The organism is Ideonella alba (genome assembly GCF_018069845.1).
GTDB classification, from domain to species: Bacteria; Pseudomonadota; Gammaproteobacteria; order Burkholderiales; family Burkholderiaceae_C; genus Ideonella; species Ideonella alba.
Map to the genome: position 1 here is coordinate 169820 of NZ_JAGQDD010000001.1, position 26310 is coordinate 196129.

At 72.4% G+C, this 26310-nt stretch carries 17 protein-coding genes; 12 read left to right on the forward strand and 5 right to left on the reverse strand.

Annotated features, from left to right (window positions below):
- Positions 1 to 61: 61 nt before the first annotated feature.
- Positions 62 to 3232 carry a Kelch repeat-containing protein gene (locus tag KAK03_RS00705; RefSeq protein WP_210851109.1) on the forward strand — a complete coding sequence of 1057 codons (3171 nt, stop codon included), beginning with the start codon at positions 62 to 64 and terminating at the stop codon, positions 3230 to 3232.
- A 31-nt stretch (positions 3233 to 3263) separates the two neighbouring features.
- On the forward strand, positions 3264 to 5153 hold the full coding sequence (locus KAK03_RS00710; RefSeq protein ID WP_210851111.1) for an ATP-binding cassette domain-containing protein: 1890 nt from the start codon (positions 3264 to 3266) through the stop codon (positions 5151 to 5153).
- On the opposite strand, the gene KAK03_RS00715 is transcribed toward KAK03_RS00710, so the two are convergent.
- Complete coding sequence (locus KAK03_RS00715) at positions 5154 to 5540, reverse strand: TraR/DksA family transcriptional regulator (RefSeq protein ID WP_210851112.1); 387 nt, start codon at positions 5538 to 5540, stop codon at positions 5154 to 5156.
- A gap of 91 nt (positions 5541 to 5631) precedes the next feature.
- On the opposite strand from KAK03_RS00715, the gene KAK03_RS00720 reads away from it, so the two are divergent.
- Together KAK03_RS00720 and KAK03_RS00725 are read left to right on the forward strand one after the other, a co-directional pair.
- Positions 5632 to 6384 (forward strand): class II glutamine amidotransferase, encoded by a 753-nt coding sequence (locus KAK03_RS00720; RefSeq protein WP_210851114.1) that lies wholly within the window; start codon positions 5632 to 5634, stop codon positions 6382 to 6384.
- Positions 6385 to 6427: 43 nt separating this feature from the next.
- On the forward strand, positions 6428 to 8128 hold the full coding sequence (locus KAK03_RS00725; protein ID WP_210851116.1) for a M14 family metallopeptidase: 1701 nt from the start codon (positions 6428 to 6430) through the stop codon (positions 8126 to 8128).
- Positions 8129 to 8194: 66 nt separating this feature from the next.
- Here KAK03_RS00725 and KAK03_RS00730 read toward each other — a convergent pair whose 3' ends face one another.
- Positions 8195 to 9187 (reverse strand): porin, encoded by a 993-nt coding sequence (locus KAK03_RS00730; RefSeq protein WP_210851118.1) that lies wholly within the window; start codon positions 9185 to 9187, stop codon positions 8195 to 8197.
- Between the two features lie 192 nt (positions 9188 to 9379).
- Between KAK03_RS00730 and KAK03_RS00735 the strand changes: the two genes are divergently transcribed.
- From KAK03_RS00735 to KAK03_RS00745, 3 genes are all read left to right on the forward strand, one after another.
- Positions 9380 to 9862, forward strand: a complete 483-nt coding sequence (locus tag KAK03_RS00735; RefSeq protein ID WP_210851120.1) for a (2Fe-2S)-binding protein — start codon at positions 9380 to 9382, stop codon at positions 9860 to 9862.
- Positions 9853 to 12138 carry a xanthine dehydrogenase family protein molybdopterin-binding subunit gene (locus KAK03_RS00740; RefSeq protein ID WP_247660854.1) on the forward strand — a complete coding sequence of 762 codons (2286 nt, stop codon included), beginning with the start codon at positions 9853 to 9855 and terminating at the stop codon, positions 12136 to 12138. Before KAK03_RS00735 ends, KAK03_RS00740 begins: the two co-directional genes overlap by 10 nt.
- Before the next feature lie 74 nt (positions 12139 to 12212).
- On the forward strand, positions 12213 to 13526 hold the full coding sequence (locus tag KAK03_RS00745) for a toll/interleukin-1 receptor domain-containing protein (RefSeq protein ID WP_210851122.1): 1314 nt from the start codon (positions 12213 to 12215) through the stop codon (positions 13524 to 13526).
- Here KAK03_RS00745 and KAK03_RS00750 read toward each other — a convergent pair.
- Both KAK03_RS00750 and pyrF read right to left on the reverse strand, forming a co-directional pair.
- Positions 13504 to 16371, reverse strand: a complete 2868-nt coding sequence (locus tag KAK03_RS00750) for a PAS domain S-box protein (RefSeq protein ID WP_210851123.1) — start codon at positions 16369 to 16371, stop codon at positions 13504 to 13506. The two genes, KAK03_RS00745 and KAK03_RS00750, sit on opposite strands and share 23 nt — an antisense overlap.
- Positions 16372 to 16430: 59 nt before the next feature.
- Positions 16431 to 17246, reverse strand: coding sequence for an orotidine-5'-phosphate decarboxylase (gene pyrF / locus KAK03_RS00755; RefSeq protein WP_210851125.1), 816 nt, complete (start codon positions 17244 to 17246; stop codon positions 16431 to 16433).
- 89 nt (positions 17247 to 17335) lie between these two features.
- On the opposite strand from pyrF, the gene KAK03_RS00760 reads away from it, so the two are divergent.
- The 3 genes from KAK03_RS00760 (at position 17336) to KAK03_RS00770 (ending at position 21253) form a co-directional block, all read left to right on the forward strand.
- Positions 17336 to 17902: an ECF-type sigma factor gene (locus KAK03_RS00760; RefSeq protein WP_210851127.1), complete on the forward strand. Its 567-nt coding sequence runs from the start codon at positions 17336 to 17338 to the stop codon at positions 17900 to 17902.
- Positions 17899 to 20889 (forward strand): serine/threonine-protein kinase, encoded by a 2991-nt coding sequence (locus KAK03_RS00765; protein WP_210851129.1) that lies wholly within the window; start codon positions 17899 to 17901, stop codon positions 20887 to 20889. Before KAK03_RS00760 ends, KAK03_RS00765 begins: the two co-directional genes overlap by 4 nt.
- A 115-nt stretch (positions 20890 to 21004) precedes the next feature.
- Positions 21005 to 21253, forward strand: a complete 249-nt coding sequence (locus KAK03_RS00770) for a hypothetical protein (RefSeq protein WP_210851131.1) — start codon at positions 21005 to 21007, stop codon at positions 21251 to 21253.
- Between the two features lie 18 nt (positions 21254 to 21271).
- Here the strand turns inward: KAK03_RS00770 and purB are convergent, their stop codons facing one another.
- Entirely contained in the window at positions 21272 to 22645 is a 1374-nt protein-coding gene (gene purB, locus KAK03_RS00775; protein ID WP_210851133.1) for an adenylosuccinate lyase, read from the reverse strand.
- A 184-nt stretch (positions 22646 to 22829) separates the two neighbouring features.
- Here purB and KAK03_RS00780 point away from each other — a divergent pair, with 184 nt between their 5' ends.
- Positions 22830 to 23444, forward strand: coding sequence for a glutathione S-transferase family protein (locus tag KAK03_RS00780; RefSeq protein ID WP_210851135.1), 615 nt, complete (start codon positions 22830 to 22832; stop codon positions 23442 to 23444).
- A 270-nt stretch (positions 23445 to 23714) separates the two neighbouring features.
- The gene (locus tag KAK03_RS25300; protein ID WP_310738426.1) at positions 23715 to 26273 is read left to right on the forward strand and encodes a S8 family serine peptidase; all 2559 of its coding nucleotides are present in this window, start codon (positions 23715 to 23717) and stop codon (positions 26271 to 26273) included.
- The last annotated feature ends 37 nt before the right edge of the window (positions 26274 to 26310 follow it).

Below are 26310 nucleotides of genomic sequence, written 5' to 3' on the forward strand. Positions count from 1 at the left end.
TGAGGTCCCCCAGCGTCTGCCGTTAGCGTGGGTTCGACACACGCTCAGGAGGGACATCACGATGAAGCGCAGCCCCTGGAACCTTGGCCTCGCGGCCCTGACCGGCCTGCTGGCCGCGCTGGCCGGCCCGGCCCAGGCCTTCAGCCTGTCCGATCGCGTGGCCTGCCAGCGCGAGGTCGAGCGGGTGCTGTGGCAGCACCGCGGCCAGGCCGGCCAGCGGCTGGCCTTCGAGCAGGCGCTGCCCGAACGGCTGATCCGCCGCCGTGCTGAGGATGTCGAGCGCCAGAGCCAGGCCCTGGCGCAGTGGTGGCGCACGCCGATCACCGCGGCGCAGCTGCAGGCCGAGCTGGACCGCATGGCCGCATCGTCCAAGGACCCGGCGATGCTGCGCGAGCTGTTCGCCGCCCTGGGCAACGACCCGCTGCGCGCCGCCGAATGCCTGGCCCGCCCGGCGCTGGCCGACCGCCTGTGGCGCGCCCAGTACGCCCGCGATGAGCGCATTCACGGCGAGCGCCGCCGCCAGGTGCTGGCCGAGCATGCGGCCGGCCGCGCCGACACCGCGGAGCGCCAGACCCACGTTGCCGTGCGCGAGCGCGCCGCGCTGGCCGCCGCCGGCCCCGGCGCCCGCCTGCTGGCCCCCGACGTGTTCGAGCAGCAGGCCAAGGCGCTGCGCCGCGCCGCCACCACCCCGGCGGGCAGCCTGGCGCTGGGCCAGCCGGTGCGCCTGCGCGAGGACCTGGACCGCTGGACCGCGGTGCGCGTCGACGCCGTCGACGGTCCGGTGCTGCGCAGCCGCACCACGGTCTGGCGCAAGACGCCGATCGAGACCTGGTGGGCGCAGGCCCGCGGCCAGTACGCCGCCGGGCTGGCGCTGCCCGAGGCGCGCTATAGCCTGCCTGCGGTGGCCACGGTGTGCCGCGACGACAGCTGGCAGCCCACCGCGTCGCTGCCCGATGGCCGCTACGAGCACACGGCGGTCTGGACCGGCAGCGAGATGATCGTCTGGGGCGGCATGGAGGCGGTGGGCAACTACCGCATCGATGGCGCCCGCTACCGCCCGGCCACCGACACCTGGCAGCCGATGGCCGATTCACCGGTCACCCGCACCGCGATGAGCAGCGCCTGGACCGGCAAGGAGATGCTGGTCTGGGGCGGCCGGGCCGATGGCGTGGGCTCGCTCTACGACCCCGGCACCGACACCTGGCGCCAGACCAGCGCGGTCAATGCGCCGGTGGAGGGGGCGTCCTGGGCGGCCACGGTGTGGACCGGCCAGGAGCTGATCGTCTGGGGCGGCATGGGCGGCATGACCGGCAACGCGCTGGCCGCCGGCGCCCGCTACAACCCGAAGACCGACACCTGGGTGCGCCTGCCGGCCTCGCCACTGACCGCGCGTGCCTACGTGCCTGCGGTGTGGACCGGCCAGGAGATGGTGATCTGGTCGGGCTACAACGTGGGCATCGGCCAGCTCTATGGCGACGGTGCGCGCTACAACCCCAGCACCAACCAGTGGACGGGCATGGCCACAGCCAACGCGCCCGACGCCACCTACTGGAACACTTCGGTCTGGACCGGCCAGGAGATGCTGGTCTGGGGCGGCGTGATGGGCGGCGCCGACGTGCGCGCCTACAACCCGGCGACCAACAGCTGGCGCATTGGCAGCGGCACCGGCATGCCCTCGTGGCGCTACATGCACGGCGCGGTCTGGACCGGCACCGAGATGATGGTGCACGGCGGCTGGCCGTCGAATGGCGCGTCGGGCCTGTACAACCCCGTCACCGACAGCTGGCGCACCGCCAGCAGCGTGGGCATGCAGCCGGGCACGCAGGCCGGCACGCTGGTCTGGACCGGCACCGAGGCGCTGGCCTGGGGCGGCCTGGACGACAACTTCGGCTTCCGCGCCGACGGCGGCCGCTACGACCCGGCCACCGACACCTGGCGCCCGATGACCACGAACAACGTGCCCTCGATGCGCGGCCTGCACTCGGCCGAGTGGACTGGCGCCGAGATGGTGGTCTGGGGCGGCTACGACGGCATGGGTGTGACCGACACCGGCGGCCGCTACAGCCCGGCCACCGACAGCTGGCTGCCCACCAGCACCGTCGGTGCAGCCACCGCGCGCAACAACGCCACCGCGGTGTGGACCGGCCAGGAGATCATCTTCTGGGGTGCCGGCTCCAGCGCGCCGTTCACGCCCGATACCGGCGGCATCTACAACCCCGCCACCGACAGCTGGCGCAAGATCTCCAGCAAAAAGGCGCCCTGGGTGACCTACGGCCACACGGCGGTGTGGACCGGCAGCGAGATGATCACCTACGGCGGCGTCAGCTCCAGCGAGGGGCCCGCCATCTACAACCTGGCCACCGACACCTGGCGTGCCGGCACGCTGAGGAAGGACCCCGGCCACCGCGACCACCACGGCGCGGTCTGGAGTGGCAGCGAGATGATCGTCTGGGGCGGCTCGATCGATGCCGGCAGCACGCCCACCGGCGGCCGCTACAACCCGGTGAGCAACAGCTGGACGCCGCTGCCTGTCAGCGGCTCGCCCGACGCCCGCATGTGGCCGGTGGCGGTGTGGACCGGCACGGAGGCCATCTTCTGGGGCGGCTACGACCAGCTCTTCGGGGTCGACTACAACGACGGCGCGCGCTTCTCGCCGGCCACCGGCCAGTGGACGCGCACCAGCCTGAACGGCGCGCCGACCCCGCGTGTCGGCCAGGGCGTCTACAGCGGCAGCGAGATGGTGGTCTGGGGCGGCACGCTCGACGGCAGCGGCGGCCGCTACGACCCGAGCACCAACAGCTGGCGCGCCACCACGCTGCTGCACGCGCCCGATGGCCGACCGGCCGGCGGGCGCTGGAGCACCGTCTTCACCGGGGATCGGATGATCGTCTGGGGTGGCTACCCGCCGACCCGCAAGGGCGCCGGCTACTGCCTGTCGGGCGCGGCCAACCAGGCGCCGGTGGGCACGGACGACCGCTACCGCGCCAAGGCGGGCAAGTCGCTGCTGGTGACGCTGGACAAGGGCGTGCTGCGCAATGACCTGGACGCCAATGGCGACCGGCTGACCGCACGCGTGGTCTCGGCGCCGGCCGGCCAGCTGGGCTTCAACGCCAATGGCAGCTTCCGCTACACGCCGCCGCCGGGCTTCATCGGCACCGACCAGTTCGAGTACGTGGCCAACGACGACCTGGCCGACAGCGCCGCGGTGAAGGTGAAGATCCAGGTGAAGTGAGCCCCGGGCCCCTGGCGGCGACAATGCCGCCATGGCCCTGCTCACCCTCACCAACGCCCACCTCGCCTTCGGCCATGTCGCCCTGCTCGATGGCGCCGACTTCTCGCTGGAGGCCGGCGAGCGCGTCGCGCTGATCGGCCGCAACGGCGCCGGCAAGTCCTCGCTGCTGAAGATCCTGGCCGGCCTGGAGCGCCCGGACGACGGCGAGCTGCAGGTGCAGGGCGAGCTGCGCCGCTTCTACGTGCCGCAGGAGCCGGCCTTCGCGCCTGGCGCCACGGTGTTCGAGGCGGTCAGCGAGGGCCTGGCCGAGGTGAAGGCGCTGCGCGAGCGCTTCGAGGCCCATGCGCCCGGCGACGACCTGGACGCGCTGCAGACCCGCCTGGAGGCGCTGGACGGCTGGACCTGGGAGCGCCGTGTCGACGAGACGCTGCAGCGCCTGCGGCTGGACGCCAGCGCGGCGGTCGACACGCTGTCGGGCGGCAACCGCAAGCGCGTTGCACTCGCCCAGGCGCTGGTGGCCGCGCCCGATGTGCTGCTGCTGGATGAGCCCACCAACCACCTCGACCTGGACGCGATCCGCTGGCTGGGCGAGCTGCTGGTGGCCTTCCGCGGCGCGCTGCTGCTGATCACCCACGACCGCGCCTTTCTGGATGTGGTGGCCACCCGCATCCTCGAGCTCGACCGCGGCGCGCTGCGCAGCTACCCCGGCAACTACAGCGCCTTCCAGGGCCACAAGGCGCGCGAGCTGGCCAACGAGGCGCTGGCCAACGCCCGCTTCGACAAGCTGCTGGCGCAGGAAGAGGTGTGGATCCGCAAAGGCGTGGAGGCACGCCGCACCCGCAGCGTGGCGCGCATTGCGCGGCTCGAGCAGATGCGCAACGAGCACGCCGCGCGGCGCAACGTGCAGGGCAATGTGCGGCTGGACATCGACCGCGGCGGCGCCAGCGGCAAGCTGGTGGCCGAGCTGGAAGGCGTCAGCAAGGGCTTTGGCGGCGCACCGCTGGTGAAGGACTTCTCCACCATCGTGATGCGCGGCGACAAGATCGGCCTGGTCGGCCCCAACGGCGTGGGCAAGACCACGTTGCTGAAGATGATCCTGGGCCAGCTCGCCCCCGACAGCGGCACGGTGCGCACCGGCACCAAGCTGGAGATCGCCTACTTCGACCAGATGCGCGAGGCGCTCAACCCCAGTGCCACGCTGGCCGACACGATCAGCCCGGGCAGCGAGTGGATCGAGATCGGCAGCCAGCGCAAGCATGTGATGAGCTACCTGGGCGACTTCCTGTTCGCCCCGGCGCGCGCCAATTCACCGGTCAGCAGCCTCTCGGGCGGCGAGCGCAACCGGCTGTTGCTGGCGCGCCTGTTCGCGCGGCCGGCCAATGTGCTGGTGATGGACGAGCCCACCAACGACCTCGACATCGAGACGCTGGAGCTGCTGGAAGAGCTGCTGGCCGACTACGACGGCACCGTCTTCCTGGTCAGCCACGACCGCGCCTTTGTCGACAACGTGGTGACCAGCCTCATCGCCTGGGAGGGCGACGAGCAGCCGGGGCTGTGGCGCGAGTACGAGGGCGGCATCGGCGACTGGCTGGTTCAGCGCGAACGCAGCCGCGCCGCGCGCCAGAAGGCCGCCGCCGCGCAGGCTGCGGCCGAGGCGCCGCCACCGGCACCGGCCGCCGCCGCGCCGGCCAAGGCGCGCAGCAAGCTCAGCTACAAGGAGCAGCGCGAGCTGGACGAGCTGCCCGCGCGCATCACCGCCCTGGAGCAGGAGCAGGCCACGCTGGCCGGGCTGATCGGCGGCAGTGAGCTCTACACGCAGGGTGCGGCGCGCATCACCGAGGTCACTGCGCGCCACGCGCAGATCGAGGACGAGCTGATGCAGCTGCTGGAGCGCTGGGAGGCGCTGGCCAACCGCGGCTGATCAGAGGCGATGATGCGCCTGGTGCCCTTCAGCGGCACCGGCGCAGCCCACGCAGCGCGTGGCCCAGGGCTCGGCCAGCAGGCGCTCGAAGCGGATGGCCTCGCCACAATCGGCGCAGAAGCCGTAGTCGGGTTCGTGCACGCGGCGCAGCGCGGCGCTGACCTGGCCCAGTTCGGCCAGCTCGCGGTCGGCGCGGGCCAGTTCCACCTCGCGGTCGGCGTCGCGCTCGCGGCTGTCGTGGGCGTCCTCGGCGCGCAACTCGGCCGCCATCTCGACGCGGCTGGCGCCGCCCTGGTGCTCGGCCAGCTGCGCATCCAGCGCGGCCTGGCGCTGCTTCAGCGCGGCTTCGAGGCGGGTGCGTTGTTCGGCATTCAGCAGGGCAGTCATGAGGGTCTCCTTGGGCCTTGATCGTCGCGCTGAAGCGCTTGTCCTGCCTTGATGGCCATCAAGCGCCTGCGGCCTGCCTAGAATCGGCGCCATGTGCCAGCTCCTCGGGATGAACGCCAACACGCCCACCGACGTGATGTTCAGCTTCACCGGCCTGGCCACGCGGGCCGACGAGCACAAGGACGGCTTCGGCATCGGTTTCTTCGAGGGCAAGGGCGTGCGCCTGTTCGTCGACGAGCACAGCGCCCGCCAGAGCCCGGTGGCCGAGCTGGTCAAGACCTACCCGATCCACAGCAACCAGGTCATCGCCCACATCCGCAAGGCCACGCAGGGCCGGGTGGCGCTGGAGAACACCCACCCTTTCGTGCGCGAGCTGTGGGGCCGCTACTGGGTCTTCGCGCACAACGGCGACCTGAAGGACTTCCGCCCGCGCCTGCACGGCCAGTTCCGCCCGGTGGGCGACACCGACAGCGAGCACGCCTTCTGCTGGATCATGCAGGAGCTGGCCAAGGCCCATGCCGGCGTGCCGGCGATCGACGAGCTGGGCTGCACGCTGCGCGAGCTGCTGCCGCAGCTGCACCGCCACGGCACCTTCAACATGCTGCTGTCCAACGGCGAGGCGCTGTGGGCCCACGGATCGACCAAGCTGCACTGGCTGGTGCGCCAGCACCCGTTTGGCGCCGCCTCGCTGCGCGACGAGGACGTGACCGTGAATTTCGCCAGCGTCACCACGCCGCGCGACCGGGTGGCGGTGATCGCCACCGAGCCGCTCACCGCCCACGAGCCTTGGCAGGCCTTCGCGCCGGGCGAGCTGCGCGTCTTCGTCGACGGCGCGCCCCGGTGATGCCCGCATCGCAGCGCCCGGCGGCCGGTGCGACACTGCGGCGATGACGACGCCGCTGCCCACGCCCCGCTTCGACACCTTCCTGCGCCACGACGCGCTGACGCAGCTGCTGCGGGACTATGCGGCCGCGCGCCCCGACCTGGTGACGCTGCGCAGCCTGGGCCACAGCCATGAAGGCCGCGACATCTGGCTGGTGGTGCTGAGCCGCCACGCCACCGGCGCCGACACCGACAAGCCCGCCTTCTGGGTGGACGGCAACATCCATGCGGCCGAGCTGATGGGCTCGACGTCGGTGCTGTACTGGCTGCACCAGCTGCTCAGCCGCGACGGCCAGGACCCGGCGGTCACCCACCTGCTCGACACCCGCACGCTCTACCTGTGCCCGCGCATCAACCCCGACGGTGCCGAGCTGGCGCTGGCCGACCGGCCGCGCCACATCCGCTCCTCCACCCGCCCGTACCCGTACGACGAGCCGGCGGTGGACGGCCTGACGGTGCAGGACATCGACGGCGACGGCCGCATCCTCAGCATGCGCCTGCGCGACCCCAACGGCGGCTGGAAGCCGCACCCGGACGAGCCGCGCCTGCTGATCCCGCGCGAGCCCGGCGAGTTTGGCGGTACCTACTACCGCGTGATGCCCGAAGGCCTGCTGGAAGCCGGCTGCGACGGCAGCCGCATCATCGCCAACCGCGACCGCGAAGGGCTGGACCTGAACCGCAACTTCCCGGCCTTCTGGCGCCAGGAGTTCGAGCAGATCGGCGCCGGCCCCTACCCGGCCAGCGAGCCCGAGGTGCGCGCGGTGGTCGACTTCGTTGTCCAGCACCCCAACATCGGCGCGGCGGTGAGCTTCCACACCCATTCGGGCGTGATCCTGCGGCCGATGGGCATGCAGGCCGACAAGGACATGACGCCCGAGGACCTGTGGCTCTACCAGCGCCTGTCCAAGATCGGCGAGCAGCTCACCGGCTACCCCTGCGTCAGCATCTACGAGGACTTCCGCTACCACCCCAAGGAGGTCATCAGCGGCACCCAGGACTGGTTCTACGAGCACCTGGGCGCGCTGTTCTGGACGGTCGAGATCTGGGCGCCCAACAAGGAAGCCGGCATCACCGGCTACGACTGGATCCACTGGTACCGCGAACACCCGGTGGACGACGACCTGAAGCTGCTGAAGTGGAGCGACGAGCAGTGCGGTGGCCAGGCCCACGTGGACTGGCAGCCCTTCACCCATCCGCAGCTGGGCGCGGTGGAGATCGGTGGCTGGGACCGCATGAATTTCTGGCGCAACCCGCCGCCGGCGTTGCGCGAGCGCGAGGCGGCGCGCTTCCCCGCCTGGCTGCAGCAGATCGCGCTGTCGCTGCCGCAGCTGACGCTGCAGTCGGCCAGCGCCGAGCCGCTGGGCCCCGACCTGTGGCGGGTGCGGCTGCAGGTGGCCAATGCCGGCTACCTGCCCAGCCATGTCACGCGGCGGGCGCTGGAGCGCCAGGTGGCGCGGCCCTGCGTCTTCGAGATCGAGCTGCCCGACGGCGTCACGCTGGCGGGCGGCGCGCGCCGCATCGAGGGGCCTCAGCTGGATGGCCATGCGCCCAAGCAGTCGATGCAGGCCTTCCTGCCGCAGCGCGAGCTGACCGGCGACCGCGCGCGGGCCGAATGGCTGGTGCGCGCGCCGGCCGGTACCGAGCTGGGCCTGCGCGCCCGCGCCGGCCGGGCCGGCGCGGTGTCGACCCGGCTGCGCCTGGGCTGAGCGGCCGCCAACCGCCCATGACAACGGCCCCCGAAGGGGCCGCTGCGGATCAGGGCCCGGCGGGGCTCAGAACTTGTGGCGGATGCCCAGCGCGAAGCTGTTGCCGGCGTCCACCACCGGCAGCTTGTCGTTCATGTAGACGACGTAGCCATCGGTGCGCTTCGAGAAGGCGTAGTCATAGCCCAGGCTCAGCGTCTTGCGGTTCTTGACCGACAGCTTGCCGTATTCGGCCAGCAGCTTGCCCGAGGCGCCCACCGGCACCGAGGCACCCACTTCGCCCAGCTTGTAGTCGACGTTGGTGGTGTCGTTGGCCACCTTGCCGTACTGGCCGAAGAACTTGGCGAAGCCGGCGTCGTACGAGCCGCCGAACTGCCAGGTGGTGGTGCCGGCGGTGGTGCCTTCCTTGACCTTCTGGAAGGCGAAGCTGCCGGCGAAGGCGCCGCCGAAGTACAGCACGTTGCCGCCGTAGCGGCGGCCCAGCGCATTGCCGTCATTGCCGGCCACTTGCAGCTGCGCCGACAGGCCACCGAACTTGGGCGAGCTGTAGGAGATGGAGTTGTTCCAGCCGGTGTCGCCGGTCACGGTGCCGCTGGTGAAGTAGTGGCGGATCGACGGCGAGAAGCCGAAGGAGTCGCCGAAGGCGTTGAAGATCAGCGTCGAGACGAACAGCGAGGTGGTGTTGCGGCCGGCGGTGATGGCGCCCAGGTCGCCCGACAGGCCGGCGTAGGCATTGCGGGCCCAGAAGGCATCGCCATTGAAGCGGCCGGCGTTGCCGCCGTCGGCGCGCAGGAAGCTCTCGATCGCGAAGTTGGCCTTGAGGCCGCCGCCCAGGTCCTCAGTGCCCTTGAAGCCGAAGTAGCTGGTGCTCATCTTGCCGCTGGCCACGGTGCGGTCCTTGGCCGCGCCAGGGTCCTGGAACTGGCCGGCCGACACATCGATCAGGCCATAGGCCTGGACGCTGGACTGGGCATGGGCGCCGGCGCAGGCCAGCAGGGCGGCCGCGGCCAGCAGGGCGGCCGCGGCCAGCAGGGTGGGGACGCGGTGGAAGCGGATGGTCATCAAAGGCTCCGTCGGGAGGTGGTGGGATCTTGGGTCCAGGCCGGGGGACCCCGGGCGGGCCCTGCGGGCGCTGGACTTGAATTTCTGACACACTGGCCCCGCGCCGGACGTTCCGGCGCTGGACATGGCGCGATCCGCAACATGCAGGAAGCGTGCCCATCGCCTGCCCTGCGGCCCTGCCTGGACCGATCGATGACCCGCCTGACTGTGAACCAACGCGCGGTGGACCTGGACGACGCCCGCGTCCCGCCCGACATGCCCCTGTTGTGGGCGCTGCGCGATGAATTGGGGCTCACCGGCACCAAGTTCGGCTGTGGCGTGGCCGCCTGTGGCGCCTGCACGGTGCAGATCGACGGCCAGCCGCAGCGCGCCTGCGTGCTGCCGGTGGCCGCAGCGGCCGGGCGCCAGGTGCGCACGATCGAGGGTCTGGGCACGCCCGACAAGCCGCACCTGCTGCAGCGCGCCTGGATACAGCACCAGGTACCGCAGTGCGGCTACTGCCAGAGCGGCATGCTGATGGCCGCCGAGGCACTGCTGCGCAGCAACCGAAAGCCCAGCGACGCCGACATCGACGCGGCGATCACCAACCTCTGCCGCTGCGGCACCTACCCCCGGGTGCGCGCCGCCATCCACACCGCGGCGCGCTGGCTGCGCGAGGGCCAGCCATGGGCCTGACGCGTCGCACCTGGCTGTGGTCGGTGCTGGGCGGCACCGGTGCCCTGGTGGTGGGCTGGAGCGGCCTGCCGCCGCGCAGCCGCCTGGGCGGCCCCGACACGCTGCCGTCGGCAGCGGGCGCGGTTGGCCTGAACGGCTGGATTGCGGTGCGCCCCGACGGCCAGGTCCACCTGGCCATGCCCTGGGCCGAGATCGGCCAGGGCGTGCACACGGCGCTGGCGATGCTGGTGGCCGAGGAGATGAACCTGCGCCTGGACCAGGTGCAGCCGATCGAAGCGCCGCACGAGAAGATCTACGGCAACCTCGCGGCGTTCGAAGCCAGCCTGCCCTTCCATCCCCGCCACACCGAGCCCGGCCGCGAAACCTTGGATGTGCGCCTGGGCCAGTGGATGGTGCGCAAGCTGGCGCGCGAACTGGGCATCGTCGTCACCGGCGGCTCATCGACGCTGGCCGACAGCTGGGACACGCTGCGACTGGCCGCCGCCACCGCCCGGGCGCAGCTGCTGGGCGCCGCCTCGCTGCAATGGAAGCTGCCGGTGGCCGAGCTGACGGTCGAGGCCGGCGTGGTGCGCCATGCGGGCGCCCAGCAGGCCCACTACGGTGAGCTGGCCGCGGCGGCGCAGACCACGCGGCCCGGCGAGGTGCGCTTCAAGCCGCGCGAGCAATGGACGCTGATCGGCCAGCCGCAACCGCGCCTGGATGCGCCGGCCAAGAGCCGTGGCCAGGCCCGCTTCGGCATCGACGTGCGCCAGCCCGGGCAGCGCTTCGCGGCGCTGCGCCACGCGCCAGCGCTGGGCGGGCGCATCGGCGCGCTGCGCAATGAGGCCGCGGTGCGGGCCATGCCCGGCGTGCTGGGCATCCACCGCCTGCCGGCACCGGCCGACGGCACCGAGTCGGTGGCGGTGGTGGCCACCAACACCGGCCTGGCCCTGATGGCGCTGCGGGCGCTGGACGTCGAGGCCCTGCCGCCCGAGCGCGGCGGCGCCGATTCGGCGCGCATCCTGCAGTCGCTGCAGGACGAGGCCCGGCGCGCCGCGGCCGAGGACGCCGGCTTCTCCTTCCACGCCGACGGCGACGCCACCGGCCTGCTGGCGCGCTCGGCCGAGGTGGTGGAGGCGCTCTACCACGCGCCCTACCTGGCCCACGCGACGATGGAGCCGATGAACGCCACCGCGCGGGTCGATGCGCAGGGCGTCGAGGTCTGGGCGCCGACCCAGGTGCCCGGCCTGGCGCGCGCCGCCGCCGCCCGCCAGGCGGGGGTGCCCGAGTCGCAGGTGCAGCTGCACATGACGCTGTCGGGCGGCGGTTTCGGCCGCCGGCTGGAAGTCGACAGCGTGGTGCAGGCGGTCGCGCTGGCGCAGCAATTGCCCGGCCAGACGGTGCAGCTGCTGTGGCCGCGCGAGGAGGACTTCGGCCACGACCTGTACCGGCCCGCCGGTGCGGCGCTGCTGCGCGCCGCGCTGGACAGCCAGGGCCGCATCCGCGCGCTGAGCATCCACAGCAGCGGCGACGCGATCACGCCGCGCTGGATGGCGCGCAACGTGCCCTGGCTGTCGGGCCCGATCGACACGCCGGACAAGACCGCTGCCGAGGGCCTGTACGACCTGCCCTACGCCATCCCGAACCAGCGCATGCGCCATGTGGCCACGCGCAGCGGCGTGCCGATCGGCAACTGGCGCGCGGTGGGCCACAGCCACAACGCCTTCTTCTCCGAGGGCTTCATCGACGAGCTGGCGCATGCCGCCAGGCGCGATCCGCTGGCGTTCCGGCTGGCGATGCTGGACGAGGCCCCGCGCCACGCTGCGGTGCTGCGCCTGGCCGCCGAGAAGGCCGGTTGGGGCCAGCCGCCCGCCGCCGGACGGGCGCGCGGGCTGGCGCTGCACGAGAGCTTCGGCAGCATCGTCGCGCTGGTGCTGGAGGTGTCGCTCGAGGGCGGCCGCCCGCGCGTGCACCGCGCCGTCTGCGCGGTCGACTGCGGCACCGCGATCAACCCGGACGGCGTGGCCCAGCAGGTCGAGGGCAGCCTCATCTTCGGCCTGTCGGCGGCGCTGTCGGGCCGCATCGACATCGTCGGCGGCGTGGTGCAGCAGACCAACTTCCCGGCACAGATGCCGCTGACGCTGCGCGAGACCCCGGCGATCGAGACCCACCTGGTGCCCAGCAGCCGCGCGCCCACGGGCATGGGCGAGCCGGCCGTGCCGCCGGTGGCGCCGGCGCTGGCCAATGCGCTGTTCGTGCTGACGGGCCAGCGCCGGCGCAGCCTGCCGCTGGCCTGATCCCCCCGGCCCTGACCCCGGCCCAGGCCCCCTAAGCCGGAGCTTGCGGTGCCCGGCACCGCGCGCCAGAGTGCATGACCAGCACCATGCCCGAGCCGCGCATCTTCATCTCCTACCGCCGCGCCGATTCCGAGCACGCCGCGCTGCGCGTGCACGAGCGGCTGCAGGCGCGCTTCGGTGGCGATGCGGTGTTCATCGACCGCGAACTGCCCTCGGGCATCGACTGGGACGCGCGGCTGCACGAGCGCGTGCAGGAGGCCACCGCGGTGGTGGTGCTGGTGGGGCCGCGCTTCATGGAGCTGTTCGCCGAGCACAGCCCGGACGAGCCCGACGTGATGCTGGCCGAGATCCGCGAGGCGCTGGACAGCGGCAAGCGCGTGTTCCCGCTGGTGGTGGGCGCCCCCGACATGCCGCCGGCCAGCCAGCTGCCGGCATCGATCCGCCGGCTGGCGCAGCAGAACGCACGCTTCGCGCCGGCGCAGTACTTCGACACCGCGATGGAGATGCTCGAGCGCGACATCGCCGCCGCGCACGGCTGGGTGGCCCCCGACATCGGCGAGGCCGCCGAGCGCGGCGGCCTGCCCACCTGGGCGCGCGTGTCGCTGCTGCTGGCGGGCGCCAGCGCCAGCGTCGCCCTGGCCAGCGCCGCACTGGCCTGGCTGGCCCCGGCGATGGAGGGCGCCAGCGCCGCGCGGCAGGTCTGGCACGGCTTGCACTACCTGCTGGCCACCCTGCTGTTCGGCCTGGGTCCCTACCTGTCGTACTGGGTGGTGGCCGAACTGCGCGCGCGCGCCGGCCTGCCGGTCTTCAGCCTGCAGGGCTGGTTGTCGGTGCTGATCGTCGGTGGCAACCTGGTGCTGGGCGGCGCCTTCCTGCTGCTGACCTCGGTGCCGGGCTGGCAGATGCGGCCCTGGTGGCCGGGCTTGCGCATCGATCCGGCCGCCGGCGACGCGCTGTACTACGCCCTGCTGGCCGGCGCGCTGCTGGCGATCGCGCTGGGCACGGTGGCGCTGGCGCTGTGGGAGCCGGTGCTGCGCCGCGCCGAGCGCCACCATGGCACCCAGGCCCAGTGGCGCCTGAGCGCCTACAGCGCGCTGCTGCTGCTGGCGCTGCTGTGGTTCGGCGGATCGCTGGTCAACTCGGTGCCCGACCTGGACGCCGCCACCAGCCTGTCGGTGGTGGGCTACATCGCACTGTGTCCGACGCTGTCGCTGCTGATGGTGGCCTGGCAGGCCACCAAGGCCCAGCTGGGCCTGGGCCGCGAGGCCTGGCAGGTGCGCGGCCTGTTCTGGCTGCTGGGGGCGCTCTACGTGCTGTGCACGCTGAGCCTGTTCGCCACCGGACCGCTGCAGCAGGTCTGGGCCATCATTCCGGGCTATCTGAACTAGGGCGCAGCCAGCGGTTGAGCGTGTGGCGCAGCCGCGAGGCATCGATCGGCTTGGTCATGAAGTCGTTCATGCCGGCGCCCAGCGCCTCGTCGCGCTCGGAGACCAGCGCCGCGGCGGTCAGCGCCACGATCGGCAGCGTGCGGGCGTCGTAGCGCTCGCGCAGGCGCCGCGCCGCCTCGTGGCCGCCGATGCCCGGCATCTGCACGTCCATCAGCACCAGGTCGAACGGATGGCCGCGGGCCACCGCCTCGTCGACGGCGGCCATCGCCTCCTCGCCGTCGCCGGCCTGCGAGACCTCGGCGCCCCACTGTTCCAGCAGCGCCACCGCGATCATCATGTTGACCGGGTTGTCCTCCACCATCAGCAGGCGCGCGCCCTGGATCGGGTCGGCGTCGCCGTTGGTCGAGCCGGAGTCGACATCGGCCGGATCGGCCGAGGCCAGCGGCAGCTCGGCCCAGAAGCAGCTGCCCTGGCCGGGCACGCTGACCACGCCCACGCGCCCGCCCATCATCTCGGCCAGCTCGCGCGAGATCGACAGGCCCAGCCCGGTGCCGCCGAAGGCCCGCGACATCGCCTCGTCGCCCTGCACGAAGGGGCGGAACAGCCGGGCCTGCAACTCGGCGGCGATGCCCGGCCCGGTGTCGGTGACCTCGAAGCGCAGCAGGCCCGTGCGCACCACCCGCGCCGCCAGCCGGATCTCGCCGCGCTCGGTGAACTTCAGCGCGTTGTTCAGGAAGTTGCTGAGGATCTGGCGCACCCGCACCGAGTCGCCCAGCACCGCCTCGGGCAGGTCCTCGTCGCGCTGCACCTGGAAGCCCAGGCCCTTGGTGTCGGCCAGCGCGCCATAGGCCTGGTGCAGCGAGGTCAGCAGCAGGCCCAGGTCGAAGGTGACCAGGTCCAGGTGCATCTTGCCGGCCTCGATCTTCGACAGGTCCAGGATGTCCGACAGGATGCCCGAGAGCGTCTCGGCGCTGTCGCTGATCTGGTCGATGTACTGGCGCCGGCGGGTCTCGTCGATCGACGGATTGCGCGCCAGCCGCGCCAGGCCCAGCAGCGCGTTGAGCGGCGTGCGGATCTCGTGGCTGGTGCTGGCCAGGAAGGCGCTCTTGGCGCGGCTGGCGGCTTCGGCATCGTCGCGGGCGCGGGCCAGCGCGCGCTCGGTCTGGCGGCGCTGGGTGATGTCCTCGGCAAACCAGATCGTGCCGCGCTGCGGCTGGCCCGGGTCCACCGCCTTGGCCAGCACGCGGGCGATGAAGCTGCTGCCGTCGCGCCGCAGCATCGGGCGCTCGAGCTCGACCTGCTCGCCGGCATTCAGGCGCGGCACCAGGGTGTTGGCCAATTGCTCGAACTCGGCCTGGTCGGCCCACACCAGGCCGACATGGCGGCCGGCCAGCGAGCCCACCGGCCAGCCCAGCATCTGCTCCAAGCGGGGGTTGGCCATCAGGAAGTGGTAGTCGCGGGTCAGCGCGATGCCCATCTGGGCGTTCTCCAGGATGGCCTCGCGCTCCAGCCGCGCCTGCTCGCTGGCGGTGACGTCGCGGCAGCTGAGGATCAGGTAGTCGGCCTCGTCCAGCGTGAAGCGCGCCGCCGACACCAGCATCGCCACCGTGCGGCCGTCGCGCACCCGGAAGGGCAGCGACAGGTTGCGCACCGTGCCGTCGCGGGCCAGCTGCTGCAGGAAGCGGGCGCGGTCGGCCTCGTTGACCCAGATGCCCAGCTCGGTGCTGGTGTGCCCCACCGCCTCCTCGGCGGTCCAGCCGGCCACCCGGGTGAAGCTGGGGTTGACCATCAGGTAGCGGCCGGTGGCCAGCTCGGTCAGCGTGATCAGGTCGGGGCTGTTGGCCACCAGGTGGCTCAGCAGCGCCTCGGAGCGCTGCAGGGCCTGCTCGGCCTGGCGGTGCTCGGTGACGTCGGTGAAGATGGTCAGCACCGCAGCCTGTCCGTCCTCGGCCTTGACCTGGGCGCTGCTGGCCATCACCGTCAGCAGGCGGTCGGGCTGGGGTTGCAGGCGGTACTCGTCGGGCGGCAGGTGGCGGCCCGGCGCCAGCTGAACCAGCTGCTGCAGCTTGGCCAGCGCCTGGACGCGCGAGTCTTCGTCCATGCAGCGCTGGATGAAGTTGCTGCCCAGCAGCGTGGCCAGCTCGCCGTGGCCCAGCAGCGCCACCGCGGCCGGGTTGGCGTCGATCACCACGCCCTCGCGGTGCAGCACCAGCGGCAGCGGCAGGCGGCGCACCAGCTCCTGGTAGCGCGCCTGGCTCAGGTGCAGCGCGCGCAGGGTCTCGACTTCGCTGCTGACCTCGCGCAGCACGCCGCCGAAGCGGCCGTCAGGCATCGCGCCCAGCGACAGGCGCAGGTGGCGCTCACGCGCCGCGCCGTCGATGCGCGACAGCGGCAGGTCGCGCAGCGGCAGCGACTGGGCCAGCGCGGCCTGCAGGCGCACCAGGTCGGTCGAGGCGATCGTCATGCCGGGCCAGTCCCAGGGCAGGCGGCCGCGGTCGCCCGGCTCCAGCAGGCCCTGCACGCCCGCGGCGTGCTGGTAGCGGCGCAGACGGCCGTCGGCGTCCAGCTCGAAGTGCAGGTCGGCCGACAGGGCCAGTTCCATCGACAGCGAGCGCGCCTGGCGCAGCAGCCCGGTCTCGCGCTGTTCGCGCTGGCGGTGCACCTGCCACGCCGCCAGCGCCAGCGCCAGCAGGCCCAGCCCGCGCAGCGCCCACCCGGGCACGCCGTCCAGCGGCTGCAGCACCCCGATCACGCCCGTCGCCAGCAGCCCCCACGCCAGGCCATGCCGGCCACCCACCGACGCCATGCGGCTGGTGGACGGGGTCTCGGGCGGGTTCACGGACATGTCCCCAAGTGTCGCGGCAAACCAGGCGGTCCGGGCATGCCGACGTGCAAGCGGTCGCGTCAGCCGCGCGCTGCGGCCAGCTCCGCCCGGGTGGCCAGCGCCACGGTGCGGGCCTGCGCCGCGAAATCCTCGCCGGCGCCCGCGTAGAGCACGGCCCGCGACGAGTTGACGATGATCGGCCCGTCCGGCCGCCAGGCGGCGCGCACCGTGGCGGCGGCGTCGCCGCCCTGGGCGCCGACGCCCGGGATCAGCAGCGGCAGCGTGGGCGCCAGCTCGCGCACCCGCGCCAGCTCCTGCGGGAAGGTGGCGCCCACCACCAGGCCCAGCCGGCCGTCGCGGTTCCAGGCACCGGCGGCCAGGCGGGCGACATGCTCGAACAGCCGGTCGCCGCTGTCCAGCGTCTGGAACTGCAGGTCCGAGCCGCCGGGGTTGGAGGTGCGGCACAGCAGGATCAGGCCCTTGCCGTCGTAGGGCAGGTAGGGCTCGATCGAGTCGAAGCCCATGAACGGCGACAGCGTCACCGCGTCGGCCTGGTAGCGCACGAAGGCCTCGCGGGCGTACTGCTCGGCGGTCGAGCCGATGTCGCCGCGCTTGGCGTCCAGGATCACCGGCACCTCGGGGGCGTTGCGCCGGATGTAGGCCATCAGCTGTTCGAGCTGGTCCTCGGCGCGGTGGGCGGCGAAGTAGGCGATCTGCGGCTTGAAGGCGCAGACCAGGTCCTTGGTGGCATCGACGATGCGGGCGCAGAAGTCGAAGATGCGGCTGGCGTCGCCCTTCATGCCGGCCGGGAAGCGGGCGGGGTCCGGGTCCAGACCGACGCACAGCAGCGAGTCGTGTCGGGCCGTCGCGGCGGCCAGCATGCGGGCGAAGCTCATCCCCTCATTCTAGGAGGACGACCGGTTCACTGCGGGGCGGGCCTGGGCGCTATGCTGCGCGCCGTCAATGTCCTTCGGGCGGAGGGGTCATGGCCGAAGCGCCGTCACTGACCGTGTGGATCCAGCGGGCCGTGCAAGGCCAGCCGGGCGCGGTCGAGCACCTGTTTTCCGAGCTCTACCCGGAGCTGCGGCGCATCGCCCATGCGCGCCTGTACGTGCGCGGCCAGGCGCCGCTGATGAGCACCACCGAGCTGGTGCATGAGAGCTTTCTGCGCTTCACCCGCGCGCGCTCGCTGGCGCTGGACGACCGCAAGCACTTCTTCACCTACGCGGCCACGGTGATGCGCCACGTGATCATCGACCTGGCGCGCGAGCAGCAGGCGATGCGCCGCGGCGGCGACAGCGACCATGTCGCGCTGGATGATCTCTCGCCCACCGAGCACCCGGCCGCCGCGGCCGACGAGACCCTGATCGAGATCCACGCCGCACTGGAAGAGCTCGACAAGCTCGACCCCACGCTGGCCCGCGTGGTCGAGATGCAGTACTTCGCCGGCTACAGCCAGGCCGAGATCGCCGAGCTGCTGTCGCTGACCGAGCGCAGCGTGCGCCGGCACTGGGAGAAGGCGCGCGCCTTCCTGATGGCGCAGATGTCGTGAGCGACGACGCCGACCCGGCCGCTCAGGCTGCGCGGGCGCGCTGGCAGCGCGTCTCGGCCTGGCTGGACGAGGCGCTGGACCGCGAGGACCCGGCCGAGCGCGCCGCCTGGCGCGCCGCGCTGCAGGGCCCGGCCGACGCGCTGGACGAGCTGGACGCGTTGCTGGCGGCGCACGAGCGCGCCCAGACCCATCCCGCGCTGCAGGCCCCGCCGCCGCTGGGTGAGCGGCCACCCGCGCGCGCCAGCCGCCAGCCCGGCGAGCGCATCGGCCCCTGGGCGCTGCAGGCGCTGCTGGGCACCGGCGGCATGGCCGAGGTTTGGAGCGCCTGCCGTGCCGACGGCGCCTACGAGCGCCAGGTGGCGCTGAAGCTGCCGCTGCACCTGCCCTGGCGCGACGACCTGGCCGAGCGCCTGGCGCGTGAGCGCGACCTGCTGGCGCGGCTGGACCACCCGCACATCGCGCGGCTCTACGACGCCGGCCTCGACGGCCAGAAGCCCTGGCTGGCGATGGAGCATGTGCAGGGCGCGCCGCTGACCACCTGGTGCGACGAGCGCACCCGCTCGCCGCGCGGCCGGGTGCGCATCTTCCTGCAGGTGCTGGACGCGGTGGCCCATGCGCACGCGCAGCTGGTGCTGCACCGCGACCTCAAGCCCGGCAACATCCTGGTCGACCAGCAGGGGCAGGTCAAGCTGCTGGACTTCGGCATCGCCAAGCTGCTGGGCGACGATGACCGCACCCATGACACCCAGCTCACTGCGCTGGGCGGCCGCGCGCTGACGCCCGACTACGCCAGCCCCGAGCAGCTGCGTGGCGAGCCGCTGTCCACCGCCAGCGATGTCTATGCGCTGGGCGTGATCCTGCATGAGCTGCTGTGCGGCGAGCTGCCCTACCGGCTCAGGCACCGCTCGGCGGCGCAGCTTGAGACCGCGGTGCTGCAGGGCGACACCACGCGGCCCAGCGCCCGCGTGGCCGCGGGCGCGGCCGGCCGGCGCGGCCTGACCGCGCGCCGCCTGGCCCAGGCCCTGCGGGGCGACCTGGACGCGATCGTGCTGCAGGCGCTGCGCACCGATCCGGCGCAGCGCTACGCCGGTGCCACCGAGCTGCGCGCCGACCTGCAGCGCTGGCTGGACGGCCAGCCGGTGCTGGCGCAGCCGGACAGCTGGCTCTACCGCAGCCGCGTCTTCGTGCGCCGCCACCGGCTGGCGGTGGCGGCCGGCGGTGTGGTCGCGCTGGCCCTGGTGGCCAGCTCGGTGTTCTCCTGGCAGCAGGCGCGCCTGGCCCAGCGCGAGGCGCTGCGCGCCCAGGCCACGCGCGACTTCGTGCTGGACCTGTACAAGCCGGTGTCCTGGCTGAACGCCAACCCCAGGCGCGGCGGCCAGGTCACTGCGCGCGAGCTGCTGGACCTGTCGGCACAGCAGCTGCTGCGCCAGCCGGTGGCCGACCCCGGGGTGCAGTTCGACCTGCTGCTGGCGCTGCTGCACCTGTACGAGGACGTCGGCTCGGCCCCTGGCCGGCTGCAGATGGCCACCGCGCTGGAGGAGCTGGCGCGCCAGCGCCTGGGCGCGGCCTCGCCGCAGCGCTTTCGCTCGCTGACGCTGCTGGCCGAGGTGCTGTTCGAGTCCGACTCCGCCGCCGCCCAGACCCGGCTGCAACAGGCCCAGGCGCTGCTGGACCAGGTGCCGCTGGACGATGCGCTGCGCATGCACTACTGGCTGGTGCGCGGCCAGGTCGACGAGGAAAGCCATGCCGACCAGGCCGAGCAGGCGCTGGAGCAGGCGGTGGCCTTGTCCAACGCGCCCGGCACCCTGCCGATGCAGCGCGCACAGGCGCTGATGCTGCTGGCCCGGGTGCGCTGGGACGCCAAGGGCCGCCTGGACGATGCCGTGTCCCTGTATGAACAGGCGCTGGCCATCATGCGCGCCACGCCGTCGATCCAGCCCTTCGCCTACACCCAGCCCGAGGTCGAGCTGGCCGAAGTGCAGATGATGCGCGGCCACATCGACGAGGCCGGCCGCCTGCTGCAGACCGCCTTTCGCCGCGGCGAGGACGGCCTGGGCCTGCGCCACCCCGACACCACCCAGACCGGCCTGCGCCTGGCCGGCTGGCACCGCCGCGTGGGTCAGCCCCAGGCAGCGCTGGTGCTGCTGCGTTCGCTGCTGCAGGCCTGGGACGGCGACAGCGCCGCCAGCGACGACCTGCTGACCGTGCCCAACCTGCACCGCCAGCTGGTCGAGACCTACACCGCCATGGGCCGCTGGCCCGACGCGCTGACCCACTCCGAGCGCGCGCTGGCCGGGCTGGAGCGCCGCTACGGCCAGGCGCCGCTGGTCACCCATGCGGTCTGGCTGCTCGAGCGCGCGATCGCCCAGGCCGGCGCCGGCGACGCCCGCGGCGCGCAGGCCACGCTGGCGCGCGCGCGGCAGGAGGGGGCCCGGATCGCCGCCACGCCCGCCTACCGGCGCAAGTTGGCCGCCGCCGAGGCCCTGGTGGCCACGCTGGCCCTGGCCACCGAGCCGGCGCGTCGGCCGGCCGCTCTGGCCGCGCTTGACCAGTGGGAGACGGTGGCCGTGGCGATGGAAGAGCGCGGCGGCGAGATCCCCCGCCAGCGCGCCCGTGCCAGCGTGGCGGTCTGGCGCGCCCAGGCCCAGGCCTTTGCCGGCGACTGGGTGGCCGCCGAGACCGCCGCTGACGCCGCCCTGGCGCTGCTGACGCCCCCGGTGCGGGCGCAGATCGGCGCGCTGGAGTGGCACGACGCCCGGTGGCTGCGCGCCGAGGCGCTGTGGCGCAGCGGTCGGGCCGCCGAGGCGTGTCAGGCGGTGTCGACGCCCGAGGACCGGACCGCAGCAGCCGCGCCCATGGGCAGCACCGCCGACCTGGCGGCCCGGCTGGCCCTGGCCTGCGGCGCCGGGGCGGCCGGCGTCGCGCCGGTGGGCGAGTCGCCCTGGGCAGCCCGCGTCCGGGCGATCGGCGGGCTCAGCGCCCGCTGAGCCGCTGTCGCCTGTTTGGGTGACGGCTTGTCCGGTTCGCGCCGGATTCTGCGTATGTCATGGAGAGATCACGATCCGGCCGCACGATCCGGCCAGGCACGACGAGGGACCGCAGATGACGCCACCCACGACCACCCCACCGCACCCCAAGCGGCACACCGAGGCGCCCACGCGCTGGGCCTCCTGGTCACCGCTGCTGGTGCTGGGCGGCTCGGCCGTGACGGCGACCCTGCTGATCCAGCTGGGCCTGAGCGCGCTGGGGCCGGCCAGCGCCTTTACGGAGGGCGCGCAGGCCGCGGCGCCCCGCCCACCGGTGCCGCTCGACACCCAGGTGGCGGTGGCGGACGCGTCGCGCGGGCGCTGAAACGGCGCCCGAGGCGGATCAGCCGCCGATGCGACCGGCCAGCGCGGCGGCGCGGCCCGTGTAGTCGGCCGGCGTCATCGCCAGCAGGCGGTCCTTCTCGGCCTGGGGCAGCGGCAGGTCGGCCACGAAGCCCTGGATCAGCTCGCGCGTCATCGGCTTGCCGCGGGTGAAGGCCTTGAGCTGCTCGTAGGGCTGCGGCAGCGCGTGGCGGCGCATCACGGTCTGGATGGCCTCGGCCAGCACTTCCCAGCTGTCGTCCAGGTCGGCGGCCAGCGCGGCGGCGTTCAGCTCGAGCTTGTCCAGACCACGCGCCAGCGAGTCATAGCCCAGCAGCGCATAGCCCAGCGCCACGCCCATGTTGCGCAGCACCGTGGAGTCGGTCAGGTCGCGCTGCCAGCGGCTGATCGGCAGCTTCTGCGCCAGGTGCGCCAGCAGCGCATTGGCCAGGCCGAAGTTGCCCTCGGCGTTCTCGAAGTCGATCGGGTTGACCTTGTGCGGCATGGCCGACGAGCCCACCTCGCCGTCCTTGAGCTTCTGCTTGAAGTAGCCCAGCGAGATGTAGCCCCACACGTCGCGCGAGAAGTCGATCAGGATGGTGTCCAGGCGCGTGAAGGCGTCGAACAGCTCGGCCATGTAGTCGTGCGGCTCGATCTGGATGGTGTACGGATTGAACACCAGGCCCAGGCGCTGCTCGATGACCTCGCGCGAGAAGCTCTCCCAGTCCTTGTCGGGGTAGGCCACCGAGTGGGCGTTGTAGTTGCCCACCGCGCCGTTCATCTTGGCCAGCAGCTTGACCTCGGCGATCACCTGGCGTGCGCGCTGCAGGCGCGCCACCACGTTGGCGATCTCCTTGCCCACGGTGGTGGGGCTGGCCGTCTGGCCGTGGGTGCGGCTGAGCATCGGCACCGCCGCGAAGGCCTGGGCCATCGCGGTGAGCTTGGCGATGATGCGGTCGATCGCCGGCAGCATCACCTGCTCGCGCGCGGCCTTGAGCATCAGCGCGTGGCTGGTGTTGTTGATGTCCTCGCTGGTGCAGGCGAAGTGGACGAACTCACTGGCGGCCTTCAGCTCGGGCTGGCCCTCGAAGCGCGCCTTCAGCCAGTACTCGACTGCCTTGACGTCGTGGTTGGTGGTGCGCTCGATGTCCTTGATGGCGCGTGCATCGGCTTCGGAGAAGCGCAGCACCAGGCCACGCAGCAGGCCGCGCGAGGCTTCGGACAGCGGTGCGAAGCCGTCCAGGCCGGCGTCGGACAGCGCGATGAACCACTCCACCTCGACCTGCACGCGGCGGTGCATCAGGCCGTACTCGGACAGCAGCGGCCGCAGCGCGGCGAGCTTGGAAGCGTAGCGGCCGTCCAGCGGGGACAGGGCCGTGATGGTCGGGATCGTCATCGGCGTCTCGGGGCAGAAAAGGGGGCTTGGGGCGCGGCAGACCGCGGCGCCGGCGGCGCACCGTGGGCGGCGCGCGACATGCCCGCATTTTACGGTTGGTGACTTCCGGACTGTGACCGTCCGTGAGAAAGTGCATCGATAGAATCGCCGTGCACCCTGCGCCCAGCCGCCGCCTTCCCCACGCATGAAACTCATCGGATCCCTCACCAGCCCCTACGTCCGCAAGGTTCGCGTCGTGCTGGCCGAGAAGAAGCTGGACTACCACTTCGTGCTCGAGGATGTGTGGGGCAACGACCAGATCCTCACCTCCAACCCGCTGGGCAAGGTGCCGTGCCTGGTGATGGATGCGGGCGAGGCCATCTTCGATTCGCGCGTGATCGTCGAGTACGTCGACACGCTGTCGCCGGTGGGCAAGCTGATCCCGCCCAGCGGCCGCGAGCGCGTCGAGGTGCGCACCTGGGAGGCGCTGGCCGACGGCCTGCTGGACGCCAGCATCGCTGCCCGTCTGGAGGCCGTCTGGCCGGGGCGCACGGCGGAGCAGCGCAGCGGCGCCTGGATCGAGCGCCAGCTCAGCCGCGTGCACAGCGCGCTGCGTGCGATGAGCCAGGGCCTGGGCGACAAGGCCTTCTGCGTGGGCATCCACATGAGCCTGGCCGACATCGCGGTGGGCGTGGCCCTGGGCTACCTCGATTACCGCTTTCCCGACATCGACTGGCGCGCCGAGCATCCCAACCTGCAGCGCCTGTTCGACAAGCTGGCCGCCCGGCCCAGCTTCACCGACACCCTGCCTCAGGGCTGACGGGCGCTCTGGCGCGACGCTGTCGCGCGGGTGACGGGTCGTCCCGGCAGGCCCCTATGCTTAGGGGGTGGTCGCTCGCCCCAGTGATTTTCTCGGGTAACTCCGCAGCGCGGCTGGCCGCCGCATGACGAAACATCGCGCCTCGTCCGGTCGCGGACGCGTGTTCGTCCACGGGCACTCTTCTTGCGACAGGCAGCGGCGTTCCGCCAGAAGCGGGCGCATTCACCGGGCCCATCCGGCCCGGGTTTCCAACCCTGGAGTCTTCTCGAAGTGAAAGTCAACCGCCAGACGCTGATCGCCAGCGCCGCCGCTGCCCTGATGATGGGCGTGACCGCCGGCCAGGCCGCCCCCGCCGCCCCCCAGAGCGTGTCCGCGCAGAGCGTGCAGCGCTCTCCCGACCTGTGGTTCGTCGAATTCAAGTCGGCCCCCACCGTCGAGGGTGGTCGCAGCGACCGCATCCGCTCCGAGAAGGCCGCCTTCCGCCAGGCGGTGGCCGCGGCGCGCATCCAGATGAAGGAGCGCTACAGCTTCGAGCGCCTGTTCAACGGCGTGTCGGTGCGCGCCACGCCGGCCGAGAAGGCCCGCATCGAGCGCCTGCCGGGCGTCAAGGCGGTGCACCCGGTCTCGATCATCCCCGCGCCCAAGGTGGAGCGCGCCCCGGGTGACGTGGGTCCGGCAATGATGACCGCGCTGGCCATGACCGGCGCCGACTACGCGCAGAACGTGATGGGCCTGACCGGCCAGGGCGTGAAGGTGGGCATCATCGACACCGGTGTCGACGTCGACCACCCGGCGCTCAACGGCGGCACCCCCGGCTTCCCCAACCCGCGTGTGGTCACCGGCTGGGACTTCGTCGGTGACGACTACAACGCCGACCTCGGCACCACCCCGGTGCCCGATGCCAACCCCGATGACTGCGGCGGTCACGGCACGCACGTGGCCGGCATCGTCGGCGCCAACGGCGACACGCTCAAGGGCGTGGCGCCCAACGTGACCTTCGGCGCCTACCGCGTCTTCGGCTGCAACGGCACCACCGATTCCGACATCATGGCCGCGGCCATGGAGCGCGCGCTGGCCGACGGCATGCAGGTCGTCAACCAGAGCATCGGCTCGTCCTTCCAGTGGCCTGACTACCCCACCGCCAAGGCGGCTGACAACCTGGTCAAGGCCGGCGTGGTGATGGTGGCCTCGATCGGCAACTCCGGCACCAGCGGCCTGTATGCGGCCGGTGCACCGGGCGTGGGCAAGAAGGTCATCGGTGTCGCCTCGTTCGACAACACCGCGATGGCGCTGAGCCACTTCACGGCCGGCGCCGCCGACGTGGGCTACCTGGCCGCCACCGGCGCGCCGACACCGCCCACCAGCGGCAACTTCCCGCTGGCCCGTACCGGCACCACCAGCACCGCCAACGACGCCTGCAACCCGCTGCCCGCCGGCAGCCTGACCGGCCAGGTGGCCCTGATCCGCCGCGGCACCTGCGCCTTCTACGTCAAGGCCTTCAACGCCCAGACCGCCGGCGCGGCCGGCGTGATCCTCTACAACAACACCACCGGCCTGATCAACCCGACCGTGGCCGGCACGCCGCCGATCACCATCCCGGTGGTCGCGATCAGCGCCGCCGATGGCGCCACGATCGATGCCCAGATCCAGGCGGGCAGCGCCTCGATGGACTGGCAGTCCGGCGTGATCAGCATCCCCAACCCGACCGGTGGCCTGATCTCGAGCTTCTCGTCCTGGGGCCTGGCGGCCGACCTGAGCCTCAAGCCCAACCTGGGCGCGCCCGGCGGCTCGATCTACTCGACCTACCCGCTGGAGAAGGGCGGCTACACCTCGCTGTCCGGCACCTCGATGGCCTCGCCGCACGTCGCCGGCGCCGCTGCGCTGATGCTGCAGGCCGACCCGACGCTGTCGCCGTCCAACGTCAAGCGCCGCTTGCAGAACACGGCCGTGCCCAAGCTCTTCAATGCCCAGCCCAGCTCGGGCTTCCTGGACATGGTGCACCGCCAGGGCGCCGGCCTGATCAACATCCCGGCTGCCGTGCAGGCGCCGGTGGTGGCGCAGACCAGCGAGATCTCGGTGGGCGAGACCTCCGGCATGGCGCAGACCCGCACCATCACGCTGAAGAACAACTCGACCAGCGCCGTCACCTACGACCTGTCGCACAACGCCGCCCTGGCCACCGGCCCGAACACCTTCACGGTGTCCGCGCTGAACGCCCCGTCGACGGTGAGCTTCAGCGCCGGCTCGGTGACCGTGCCGGCCAAGGGCACGGCCACGGTGGACGTGACGATCGAGGCGAACGCCAGCCTGGCCGACAAGAGCATCTTCGGCGGCTACATCGTGGCCACGCCGCAGGGCGGCGGCCAGGTGCTGAGCGTGCCCTTCGCCGGCTTCAAGGGCGACTACCAGTCGATCCAGGTGCTGACCTCGGGTGGCAGCGGCTACCCCTGGCTGGCCCAGCTGGTCGGCGGCAGCTTCGTGAACCGCAACAGCACCGGCGGCACCTACTCGATGGTGGCTGACGACATCCCGTACTTCCTGCTGCACCTGGACCACCAGTCGCGCAAGATCATCGTCAAGGCCACCGACAAGGCCACGGGCAAGTCGGCCGGCACCATCAGCATCGACCAGTACCTGGGCCGCAACAGCACCGCCACCGGCACCTTCGCCTTCGCCTGGGACGGCACCACCACCAAGGGCGTGCAGCCGGATGGTGACTACACGGTGACCATCGAGGTGCTCAAGGCCCTGGGCGACCCGGCCAACCCGGCGCACTGGGAGACCTTCAGCACCAACACGGTGACGCTCGCCCGCGCGACCGTGCGCTGAGCCGCTGCGGCGCCACGGTGCGCCGCCCGCCAGCTGC